Origin of the sequence: Coleofasciculus chthonoplastes PCC 7420 (assembly GCF_000155555.1) — a bacterium.
Lineage (GTDB): Bacteria > Cyanobacteriota > Cyanobacteriia > Cyanobacteriales > Coleofasciculaceae > Coleofasciculus > Coleofasciculus chthonoplastes_A.
On sequence record NZ_DS989887.1, the window covers coordinates 1 to 12,259 of the forward strand.

Annotated in this window: 7 protein-coding genes; 3 read left to right on the plus strand and 4 right to left on the minus strand. The window is 41.6% G+C overall.

Features of this window, described 5'->3' with window-relative positions; all coding sequences use genetic code 11:
* Window positions 1–374 precede the first annotated feature (374 nt).
* On the plus strand, window positions 375–1,679 hold the full coding sequence (locus tag MC7420_RS34425; protein WP_006106610.1) for a glycosyltransferase family 4 protein: 1,305 nt from the start codon (window positions 375–377) through the stop codon (window positions 1,677–1,679).
* 72 nt (window positions 1,680–1,751) lie between these two features.
* Here MC7420_RS34425 and MC7420_RS34430 read toward each other — a convergent pair whose 3' ends face one another.
* Window positions 1,752–3,140, minus strand: a complete 1,389-nt coding sequence (locus MC7420_RS34430; RefSeq protein WP_006106616.1) for an O-antigen ligase family protein — start codon at window positions 3,138–3,140, stop codon at window positions 1,752–1,754.
* Window positions 3,141–3,360: 220 nt separating this feature from the next.
* On the opposite strand from MC7420_RS34430, the gene MC7420_RS34435 reads away from it, so the two are divergent.
* Together MC7420_RS34435 and MC7420_RS34440 are read left to right on the plus strand one after the other, a co-directional pair.
* Window positions 3,361–4,836 carry an SLBB domain-containing protein gene (locus MC7420_RS34435; protein WP_044211377.1) on the plus strand — a complete coding sequence of 492 codons (1,476 nt, stop codon included), beginning with the start codon at window positions 3,361–3,363 and terminating at the stop codon, window positions 4,834–4,836.
* 244 nt (window positions 4,837–5,080) lie between these two features.
* Entirely contained in the window at window positions 5,081–7,363 is a 2,283-nt protein-coding gene (locus MC7420_RS34440; protein ID WP_006106611.1) for a GumC family protein, read from the plus strand.
* A 286-nt stretch (window positions 7,364–7,649) separates the two neighbouring features.
* Here MC7420_RS34440 and MC7420_RS34445 read toward each other — a convergent pair whose 3' ends face one another.
* The 3 genes from MC7420_RS34445 to MC7420_RS34455 all read right to left on the minus strand — a co-directional run bounded on the left by MC7420_RS34445 (window position 7,650) and on the right by MC7420_RS34455 (window position 11,891).
* The gene (locus MC7420_RS34445; RefSeq protein ID WP_044211380.1) at window positions 7,650–8,645 is read right to left on the minus strand and encodes a hypothetical protein; all 996 of its coding nucleotides are present in this window, start codon (window positions 8,643–8,645) and stop codon (window positions 7,650–7,652) included.
* Window positions 8,620–10,101: an MBOAT family O-acyltransferase gene (locus MC7420_RS34450; RefSeq protein ID WP_006106613.1), complete on the minus strand. Its 1,482-nt coding sequence runs from the start codon at window positions 10,099–10,101 to the stop codon at window positions 8,620–8,622. The genes MC7420_RS34445 and MC7420_RS34450 overlap by 26 nt, the downstream gene beginning before the upstream one ends.
* Before the next feature lie 323 nt (window positions 10,102–10,424).
* On the minus strand, window positions 10,425–11,891 hold the full coding sequence (locus tag MC7420_RS34455) for a pentapeptide repeat-containing protein (protein ID WP_052307595.1): 1,467 nt from the start codon (window positions 11,889–11,891) through the stop codon (window positions 10,425–10,427).
* Window positions 11,892–12,259: the final 368 nt, after the last annotated feature.

The following is a 12,259-nucleotide window of genomic DNA, read 5'->3' on the forward strand; positions in this document are numbered from 1 at the left end:
TTATGTCAGGGATCTAAGGGGCGTTTATTCTTTGAATGAATCTCCGAGCAATGTAAAAAAAAAATAAATAAAGTAAAGATTTATAAATAAATAAGTCAAACTTGCAGCAAAAAATTACAAATTTTATCCATCAAATCAACTAATAGTCTTATTGCCAAACAGAGCTTATAACTTTTAGAATTGACTAAACAACACTACAAATAATAGAAGATAAGTGTTGTGTCTTCTTGAAAAATAGAATATTATATAGCAATCCTATTTAGGTTGTGGTAATTTTCAAAAATGAAACCCTTGCTATACCTGAGTTTTGAACATTTCGCTTGTTGCATCCTATTTAGGATTGCTATAGTACTGCTCAAGAAAAACCACCCATCATGACACCGAAAATAAAAGTAGGCTTTCATCTTGAAAATAAAGGTCATCCTCAGGTTGACTTAAGAATTCCCGAAAAAGGGAATCCCGGCATTGGTGGAACTCAATTTACTACACTGGCTACAGCCTATTACTTAAATCAACTTTATCCCGATCAGCTTGAGATCTTGCTCCTGGCAAATCACCTAGAACTTTTTCCACCATCGTTAAGTGTGTGCCATGCGGAATCTCTTGTAGATGCAGCCATAAAAAGTGAAAAAGAAGGCTGCGATATCTTTATTTTCAAATCGGCTGGTGGAGGTGATCAAATATATGATCAACTTCGTAAACTAAAAATAAAAGCCGTAGCTCGTTCAAACAATACACCGGATCGAAGCAAATTAAATCAAATAGCTGATTGTTCTCAAATTAAAGCCCATGTTTGTGTAGGACATGAACAGCTTGATTTGTTACGAGATCATAGAGTATTTCCAAAATCTACTCGGATTTTCAATCCATTTAATGTTGAATATTTTAAGCCTAAAACAGATATAGTTAAATCCGGAAATACTGTAGTATTTGTCGGGAACATTATTTATTCTAAAGGCTTTCATCATCTAGCTAGAGTTTGGAAAAAAATTATTCAAGCTAAATCTGATGCTAAGCTAGTTGTCATCGGAAGTGGTCAACTTTATGATCGCAATCAATTACTAGGCAAATGGGGCGTTGCTGAAGAAGCGTATGAAGCCAAGTGGATACGCCCCTTTTTATCTGATGAAAATGGCAACTTACTCGATTCTGTAAATTTTTTGGGGTTACTGGGGGAAGAGAAAATTGGAATTTTGCAACAGGCTGATGTAGGTGTTGCTAATCCATCAGGGCTTACAGAAACATTTTGTTCAGTGGCTGTGGAGTTTCAAGCCTGTGGAACTCCTGTTGTTTCTGGAGCTAACGGTGGACTCCTTGACACTGTGATTCATGGAAAAACCGGATTACTGGGACATAATGATCGGGATCTAGTTAGAAATATCTTATATCTGTTAAATAATCCTTCAATAGCTCAGCAATTTGGTGAAAACGGACTAAAGTTTGTCCAAGAAAAATTTGATTATCGTGAAAATGCGAGACAGTGGTTAGCCTTATTTATTGATATTGATCATGATCGACTACCCCAGCAACCTGCCATGAAACCAAATTACATGTATAACGCTAAGTTTATTCGGGAAAGTATGCGAATTATGAAGCAATTTATGCCTTTTCTACATCCAGCGCCTGCTTTAATTGAAATTAAGCCTCTACTGAAAACTTATTTGAAGAAAATTAAGTAATGCCCTATTTTGCTGTAGAAAGAGACAGTTATAAAAGAACCCTGTCTGAGGTAGACAGTAGGAGCAGCAGGTTTAGTCTCTCAATTTCGGTATCACCGATTGATCAAGCATTTTAGATTGTTCCTTGCGGCTTACACTCATTTGGTGAAGGTCTATACTTAAGCGGACGACTACAAAAATGTAATAACACCAAAAATCACTAAAATCTATGATACGATTGTTGGTTAATGCTGGCATAATTAAGTACATCAAAAACAGGAAAGGCAGTACAGATTCACGTTGGTTACTTTGATTCATATACCGAATAGCGGTAGCTATTGTTTTTAAGTAAGCCAGCAAAAAGAAAATCAATCCAATCATACCTATATCTAGTATGATTTCCATAAAACCATTATGAGCATTCGGTACTTTGTACCCGTTGGGCATAATCACGAGACCTGAGTCACTTATCCCTCGCCAAGGCTGCCAAAAACTGTAATAGCCGTAACCTAACCACAAATGGGATTTAATTTTTGTCTCCCAGAGCAATTCCCACATTGGTCTACGACCTGTAAATGTCATATCTTTTCCCAGAACATCAACAACAATCGTTTCCAGGTTTTCTGTGATTAAGATAGTAGCAATGCTAAATAAAATTATGAAAAGAACAACGGCTACAAATTGCCACTTTGGAGGCAGCTTTTTAACAACTTGTAGGTAAATTAAAAAGCTAAAGTAGACAAATATTTGCACCTTGGCTCCCGCAGAGTTGGTTTTTTCCACAAGTAAGAGTGAGATAGCTGCTATAATCACAGCAAACCAACGTTGTTTGGGATAATTTACGGCATACCACGCCCACAAAGCCACAGATAGACCCATGTGACTGCCATGACCATTAGCATGTCCATAAATACCTGTCCACCCCTTACCTTGAGGATCACGATCTATCAATGATAATATAGCTTGTAATGCGGTTGCCCATTTAATAAAACCACAAAGTTCTACCCAGTTATATTGTTTAGCAATATAAGCGGCAACGGTTGTTATTCCAAGAAGTACCAACGTATGTCTGAGCGTTAGAATAGGAATCTCTGACCAAAACATTGATAAACTCATCATTAAAAAGAGTAAATAGAGAAACGGATTCTCGATGAGAGTTATCACTAAGACTTGTAATGAGTCTTTTAACGTATTAGATAGTCGAGGAAAAAATATAAATAAAATAGCACCGTAAATGGCTAGTTGTCCAATCCTTGCCGCAAGAGTTGTGCCGTGTACGGCAGAGGCTAAAGGGTGTAGGCGCTCAAATAGTCCCCAATTAAAGCCTGCCATCACTAAGATAAAAACAAAAATCAAAACCTTTTCTGCCTTAAAAGCAAGTTTTGGGTTGCGACTGACCAATGTGTATGAAATTCCTATGTAAGTCAAGCCAATTATTAATATTGGCATCAGAAAAATAGGATTTAAAAGTATTTCTTTCATCGTTTGCCTGGAATAGATAAAGAAAACAGTTAACCTCAATTAATTAGTGTAACACTCAAGAAAAAAATACTCTCCTATGCAATTATTACTGACTTGACTAAAATATTATAGCTAAGATAATATAATAAAAATATCACCAAACATCTATTGCAGTGATGATTTTCAGTTAAAATAAAATTGGAATCTGTGTCCTCCTGAATCTAGAGTGGACTCCTGGGATATGTCTTCTACTGATACACAAAAAACGCTGAGCCAAAAAACTCCGATAGTGGCAGGTCTGACCCTATTGGCTTTAATGGTAACTAATAGTGCCATGCCAAGCCAAGCTCAATTACCTATTCTGCCAGAGAATCAGCCTGTCGGCACTACCATTAGCCTCACACCACCGATATCAGATTACACCTTAGGCGGCGGCGATCGCATCTATGTTGAGGTTTTTAAACTCCCTGATTTGAGCGGAGATTACCAACTCCCCCCGGATGGAGCACTGACCTTACCCCTGATTGGTTACGTATCCCTGCAAGGATTAACCCTAACAGAAGCAAACCAGCTCCTATCCAATCGCTACGCTCAGGTTCTTAAACGCCCCACTGTCACTGTAACCCTGACAGCACCTCGTCCTTTAAATGTAGTGATTGCTGGCGAAGTTAATCGCCCAGGTTCTTACTTACTGGATTTAGAAAGTGGTGTGGGCAACCAGCCTGGGGTGCAATATCCCACTCTACCCCAAGCCCTTGAGCAAGCGGGGGGAGTCACTCTAGCCGCCAATATACGCCGAGTCCAGATTCGTCCCAGCTCGAACCGCCAATCAGCACCTGTGAGAACTATCAATTTGTGGGAACTCGTACAGACGGGAAATGAACGTCAAAATCTTACCTTGCGCGATGGTGATACCATATTTGTTCCATCATTAACCACGATTAATCTTACAGAAGCCTATCAAATTGCCACAAGTAGCTTCGCGATCAAACCTGAAGAGCCTCGCAACGTGACTATCGTGGGTGAAGTAACTCGACCGGGTACGTATGTTGTCATTGGTGGAAACACCACAGATTCTCCTTTTCGGACGGGTGGTTCGCCCAGCTTAACTCAAGCCATCCAGCTAGCTGGGGGCATTAAACCAACAGCAGATATTCGCCAAATCAGGCTCCGCCGTACCACAAAAGCTGGAGCAGAATATGAGATTCCCGTCAATCTGTGGCAACTTCTACAACAAGGAGATTTTACCCAGGATGCTATTCTCCAAGACAGAGATACAATTATTGTGCCAACCGCTACCGACATCAGTCCAGCCGAAGCCACGGAATTAGCTACTGCTACTTTTTCACCTGAAATAATTCAAGTGAGTGTGGTTGGCGAAGTAATAGAACCCGGAGTCGTAGAAGTTCCCCCCAACACACCTTTGAATCAGGCGCTGCTGGCTGCTGGTGGATTTGACCAAAAGCGAGCCCACAAGCATTCCGTAGAACTGATTCGCCTCAATCCCGATGGCACCGTTTCCAAGCGCACCATACCCATTGATTTTGCCCAGGGAATAAACGAGCAAAGCAATCCCCGCCTCCAGAGTAATGACATCATTGTCGTTAACCGCTCTGGTACGGTTCGAGTGACCGACACGATTGGTACAATCCTGGAACCAATCAATCCCGTTGTCGGAATACTCAGAATTTTTGAACTTTTAGGTATCCTACAATAGCTTTTTGTCGGGAGGCAGCACAGCCAGCCCCTACGCTCAGTAGGGTATCTGCTGTTTTCTCAGCCTAGCACATTCAGCCTTGGCTCCATTCATCTTATGCCTAACCCGCTTTGAGCAAAGTAAATTTATAGAATAGGGATGGGGAAACGTTATAATTGCTGCTTTAACCCCTGGAAAAACAGGGTTATAAGGTTAAGACTGTGTTCTAGCGGCAAATTAACCTAAGACTCTAGAGGTGCTCTTGATGAATACTGACTATAATTTCCAACCCTTGCCATCTCAGCCCAATGGGAAACCCTCTCAGGCACTGCCCGTGAACTCTCTAGCTGAACCCGACGAGGGTCAAGAGCAAACGTTGGATTTGCAATGGCTGTTTGCGGTGGTGCGACGTCGCGCTCCTGTCATGGCAGGTGTGGCAATCATCTTAACGGCATTAATTGGTGGCTTTATTGTTTGGAAATCAAAAAGTACTCCCCCGACCTATGAAGGCTATTTTCGGCTCTTAGTTGAACCGGTTACTGCTCAAGGTCGTTTAGCTGAACAATTTCTCATGGCGCAAACGCAAGGAGAAAACAGCATTCAACGAATTAGAATGGATGAATCATCCTTAGACTACGAAACTCAAATTCGAGTCTTACGCAGTCCTAAATTAATCGAGCCAATTTTGGAAAACATTAAGGTTAATTATCCCAACGTTACTTATAATAACATCATTCAAAAGCTAAGCATTAGCCGTGTTCAATACGAAAAAGATGGCAAACAGCAGGGAACAAAGATTTTACACGTCACCTATAAAGATAAAGACCCTCAAGCTATTGAATTTGCTCTGAGTCAAGTTGCCGATGCTTATCTAAAATACAGTCTCAATGAGCGCCAAACCAGTCTCCGCCAGGGACTTGATTTTTTGGGAAAACAGTTGCCCGATTTGCATAACCAAGTTAATGATTTACAAAAACAACTTCAAACGTTACGACAGCAATATAACTTCATCGATCCAGAAAGAACCGGAATGCTACTGTCTGAACATGCTCTAGCCATCCAAAAAAATAGATTAGCGACTGAAGCTGAACTGAGTGAACAGAAAGCTTTATACGCAACACTCCAAAATTCATTGCAGGCAAGCAATGGTATCCAACTGCTGACTCGGGAAGGCGATGGCTATGCCAAAATAATCGGTCAACTTCAAGATATAGAAACTCAAATTGCCGTAGGTTCATCCCTTTACCGTGAAGACAGTGAGCCGATGCAGATTCTCCGGGAACAGGAGCAAAATCTTAATCGTTTGTCTCGTCAAAAAGCCGAAGTGATTCTGCAAGAGGTAGCTGGTCAAATTCAAGGACTAGAAGAACAATACCAAAACATTCTTCAAGCTGAAAACCAGGTCAATCAACAACTTCAACATTTTCCAGAAGCGGCACGTCGATATAGTGACTTACAACAAAAACTAGATGTTGCCACGGGGAACTTGAAAGAATTTTTGCAAAAACGGGAAGCGTTGAGATTGGACACCGCGCAGCAGGAAGTACCTTGGCAGCTTATTGAAGGTCCAAAAATTCCGCGCAATGAAGCCGGAAATCTGATTCCGGCTGAAGCAAAACAGACAAAGCGTCAAGTCGCGATCGCCATAATTTTAAGTACACTACTAGGTATAGGTGTCGGTTTTATCGTCGAGATTCTTCACACCGTCTTCCACACACCTGAGGAAATCAAGAATGCAACCAAACTACCGCTGTTGGGCGTGATTCCTATTGCCAAAAAACTGGAGAAACTGCCTCAGAAGTTAAATCAACGGACTGTCGTTTCCCAAGTGGCTGACTTATCCACTGGAAACAACCGTCGTTTATTTGCTGGTCATGGCAATCAGACGAATCAATACAGTACGTCTCCCTTCATGGAAGCGTTCCGTTCACTCTACACGAATATCCGCTTGCTAAAATCTAAAAAGCCGATTCACTCGTTAGCGGTTAGTTCAGCGATACCAGGTGATGGTAAAACAACGGTTGCTGTATACTTAGCTAAAACCGCAGCAGCAATCGGTCAGCGGGTTTTACTGGTAGATACGGATTTACGGGTTCCTCAGCTTCACAAACGATTAGATTTGCCCAATAGCCAGGGACTTAGCGATATCATTACCACAAACGTGGCGATCAATGAGGCGATTCATAAATCCCCCCTGGATGACAACTTCTTTGTCTTAACGGCGGGTCTGACCTTATCCGATCCGATCAAGCTGCTTGCCTCTGATAAGATGCAGTATCTTATGGAGCAATTTTCAACTCAGTTTGACCTAGTTATTTATGATACGCCACCGTTGCTCGGATTAGGAGATGGTAACCTTATAGCCGCTCAAGCCGATGGTACTTTACTGGTTGTAGCGATTGAGAAAACAGACCGTTCCCTGATCACAAAAGCATTCGATGGGTTAAAGATTGCCGGAGCGTCTATCTTAGGGATTGTTGCCAATGGTGCTAAAGCGGAGAAAACGGCGTCTTATGCTTCCTATCGCCGACAGGCGATTCGACATTAACGGCTCTGGAAATAAGCCCTGCACTCAAACATCAGTTTTAACTGGCTAAAACTCCTATCTGCTAAGAGTTTGAATCTTGTCAATTGGACGACTAATATCATGTCCGGTCAAACACCCCTAATAAAAACGCCTGAAACCCCTGTTATTGCAGCATTGCAATTATGGGCAATCGTTAGGACATGATATAACAGCTATGGGAAGTAGACAAATAACCGGGAGTATGTCAGGCAGATTTTTTTTCATTGACTTGAATAACGAGCCTTAACTATAGCAATCGCCATAGCGGTTAGGACGCATCATTTGGTAGAGACCGTCCATGTAGTTCGTTTTTCCTAATTGATGTGTCTACTGCTATAATAGCTTCTTTTTCAGAAAAATTGCTTGAGTTTATCTTGAGTTGATCTCTAATAAACTCCGCAAAAATTTTAGCATCAGTACTGATTAAATGAATACCATCAGAAGTCACCCACTCTCTCGTTGGGGGGTCTGGTAACCACTCAAATTTATCTGAGGGGAATAACTTTCTCAACAATTCTCGCTCTTGACTGAATGTCCTTGTACTATCAAGACGCGGATCTCCAGGTACATCATAGAGAAGAACGCGCACACCAGATTTTTCAATTTTTTCTATTTTAGATTTAATAGATTTTGCATCCTGCCTTAGATTTGTCTTTCGTTTTTGCGATAAAGGTTGATTCTTTTCTTTAATCTCTTCTTGTATTCTTTTTTCTCTAAATGCTGGATTAACTCTGGCTTGATCGATTTCTTCCAGTGTAATTATATTTAGCTTCTCCAACAAATTTCGGACAGCTTGGATAAAAACACTAACTGGTCTATACTCAGTCCTAAACATAGGGAAATATAGGCGAGTATAATACGTTAAAGGATCAAATAACGATTTTATTAATTCTTCATCAGTTAGTCCAATTGTGCCATTAATTTCTACCAGTACTATTGATGGCTTTAATTCTGTATTTTTGACTAGCTCTAAGCCCAGAGTAGAAGAAAAACCTCGCATTCCTAGATTTTGTGCATCATCACTAATGTACTGAGGATTAAGCTTAGCGGTGCGCGAACTTCCCACTAGTAATACATCAATTTTACTATCGTGATAGACATATTTTTCTACCTTAACGTAGTTCGTTTCCTCGATACTAATGCCTTCACTAGAGGGTAACACTTTACCAACCGTTAACGTATGATATAAGCTCAGTAAGAAAATTAAGATTAATAGCGGACGCACCATGAAGCGCCAACTAGAATTGGAAGTAGATGAATTCATTAGAACTGCCACTGTTTAACAGGATAAAAAATAACATTATCGCTAGAGCAATGTTTTGAAGCCCTTTGGCGACTTTATTTTTTGAGGGATCAAGATAACGGTTGCTTAAATGTTCAAATGTGGGAAAATGGGGTATGTGGTAAATCACCACGGGTAACGAGAAAATTAAAATCGGAGCCACAAACCTTAAATCTGGAGGTTTACCTACATTCTTGAACAGCGCCCCCATAAACTGTAACGCTTCTCCAAACTCAGGCAGTTTAAACAAAAGCCAGCCTAGGGATACAAACCAAAATACAGCCATCACTCGAATGGAATCCAAGATAAACTGTTGCCAGAGTGGTAATTGCTTTACTTGTTCTTCTACATTCTTGCTAGCTAAACCCAAAAATCGTTCTAGTGCCAAGCCAAACCCATGAAACATCCCCCAAACGGCATAACTCCAAGCGGCGCCATGCCACAGCCCTCCGAGTGTCATAACAATCATCAAGTTAATATAGGTTCTAACTTTTCCCTTCCGATTCCCGCCTAAAGGAAAATATAAATAATCGCGTAACCAACTTGACAAGGAAATATGCCAACGTCGCCAGAATTCAGCAATCGATCGCGAAATGTAAGGAAAGTTAAAATTCTCTGGAAAACGGTATCCTAACGCTGCCCCCAAACCGATGGCAATGATCGAGTATCCAGCAAAGTCGGCAAAGATTTGCATTGAGTAGCCAAAGAGCAAGACTAAATTGGTTGCAGTGGCTTGTCCTTGGCAGTACGGACAGGCGATCCAATAGGTATAATCTTTTAAGTTATCCGCTACGACCATTTTCAAGAAATAACCAATGGTCAAGGAACGGAAAACAAGATCCCACTTAATATACTTAAAATACTTCGTCTCTATCTGGGGAAAAAACGTATTGGCTTTGACAATAGGACCAGCAATAATTTGTGGGAATAATGCGATAAAAAATGAAGTATTAACTAAATGACGGACTAAACTGTCTCCTACATAAGAGTTGTCTTTATCTCTATTTCTAAAAACATCGACAACTAAACTAATTCCTTGAAAGGTATAAAATGAAATCCCAATCGGTAGCGGCAAATGTAACAGTAAAGCAATAGCCCCTTCTCCGGGGTTGACGCTGGTTAAGTTATCAACGAATAAATGGGTTAATAAAGACCCATACTTAAATAACCCCAATATGGCCAAGTTAATCGTAACACCTGTAAATGCCCAAAACAGTTCACCTTTCCGGTCAGCCGCATGGGCAACTCGAAAACTTGTAAACCCATTCAGTAACATTGATATAATCAGTAAGATAACCAACATGGGATTATCCCAACTGTAAAATATCAAACTGGCTACAATTAAAATGGGGATTTGTAGATTCTTGCAGGCGGGTAAGTAGTAAATCGAGAACGTGATTAAAAAGAAGACTAAGAAAGCAAAGCTATTAAATAACATGGGTTTGGTAGACCGCTAGACACGATTTGAGTGAGAGTATACCAGATGTAAAGGCGATTCGCTCAGGAGCATAACATTTTTTAAAGTTATCGTTGATAGGGTAAGTATCTTACTGGCATATAATCTGCTCCTATCCACATTAATATTCTAAAAGTGCTTTTCGCTCATTCAAATACTTTCTTCACAAAATAACATATCCTGGGTTCGTAGTCAGGGCTTTAGCCCTCTCCAGCTAGACGTTATAGCACTAAAGTGCTTACTACAAACAAAGCCCTATTTTAGCTGTGCCACGCCACTACATATATATATTAAATGCTGATTGATTACTGTCTAGGTACAGCATAACGGTTAAATCCGATCGCGCTTTTGAAGTTGGCGTCGCTGAGGTTCGCTCCCTGGAAGCTTGCATCCATCAACACCGCCTGGGAAAAATTAGCTTGCGTCAAGTTGGCGTAACTCAAATCTGCCCCGGTTAAGTTAGCCCCGCGTAAATCGCATCGGGTTAAATTGGTATAGGTTAAATTAGCTCCAGTTAAGGTGGAACGAATCAGATTGGCATCTTCTAAGGTTGCACCCACCAATGTAACATTACTTAAATTCGCCTCTCGCAGTTGCGCCCCCTGCAAATCCACACCACTTAAATTGGCATTCGCCAGTGTCGCGCTGTGTAGGTAAGCGGAGTGGAGAATCGCCCCCGTCAATTGGGCATTGGTTAGGTCTGCGATCGCGAGTTTAGCATTAGTCAAGTCTGCCCCCTCCAGATTCGCCTTGGTTAAATTAGCCCTATTGAAGCCTATCCCTTTTAACTGCGCCCCTTGTAAGTTCGCCTGAGTCAAATCCGCGATCTGAAAATTGCTCCCATTCAGCACCGCCTCTCGCAGTGTTGTCCTCACCAAAATCGCGCCATTGAAGTCCGCATTAGTGATATAGGCTTGACTTAAATTAGCACCGCTTAAGTTGGCGCTATCCGCATTCACGGTATCCAGGTTGGCATTATTCAGTTTAGCGCCGCGCAAATCCGCTGAACGAATATCAGCGACTTCCAGTTGGGCGTCGGTTAAATTAGCATTGCGTAAATCAGCACTGACTAAGTTGGCGTTGGTGAGTGTGGCTTCTCTTAAGTAAGTGCGGACTAAGTTGGCGTAGTCAAGTTGAGCATCTTGGAGATTAGCACGACTCAGTAGCGCCCCATCCAAATTAGCCCGATACAAGTCAGCCCCCTGGAGGTTAGTATCGCGCAAATCGGTGACTACGGCTGCATACCAATTGGCAATAAAGGCGGGAAAATAGCCCAGCCAAGATAGGGTATTGTAGAGATTATCAGGTTCAACCTGAGAGGGTAAGGGGTTATCCGCATCGAGTTCTCTTAACCCCAGTTTTGCTTCTCTCAAATTCGCCCTTGCCAAGGTTGCCCCAGCCAGTTTAGCACCGTTCAATTCGGCTTGGCTGAGATTGGCTTGGTTTAAGTTAGCCCCCGTTAGGATTGCTCCTTTTAAGTTAGCACCGCTCAACTCTGCCTGCTGAAGATTGGCATTGGTTAAATCAGCATCGGTTAAGTCACATTGAGGACAAGTATTGGTTGTTTTGAGTTGTTCTAAGTGTTCGGGGTTCGCCGCATGGGTGGCGTGGGTAAACCCTTGAGTGATCAGGAGAGAAATCCCCAAGACAAGCGTTTTCAGAAATGTAGGGGCGGGTTTGACACTTATCGTGTCTTTTCCTACCCCGATGGAACTCAACCCGCCTCGACCGACGTTTTCTGTTTTGAATGGGAGAATGAAAGGGATTTTCATGATCACAGTTGTGCGCGATCGCTCGTTTTTTGAACCGATTTGAACTTACATCTTGCACCAGTTTCACCAACCGCCTTGGGTTTAAACCCAAGGAACCAACAGCGCAAATGGTCTAAAAACGAATGCATCTCTAGTTTTAGTCCATTTTAATGGACTTAAGCTTTTAGCCCGGAGTTTGAACTCCGGGCGGGTGTCGGGGCTTACGATTAACCCTTCACTTGTCTTCCCCTGATCCTAGACGTGCCATGGCACGTCTCTACATAAGCAGCATCAATCATCTAAATATCATATTGCGTAGCTAATGAATCTAAAGAAATGTTGCAGCTTTAGAAAAATTAAGTTAAATTTTATTACAGAGACAGATACAG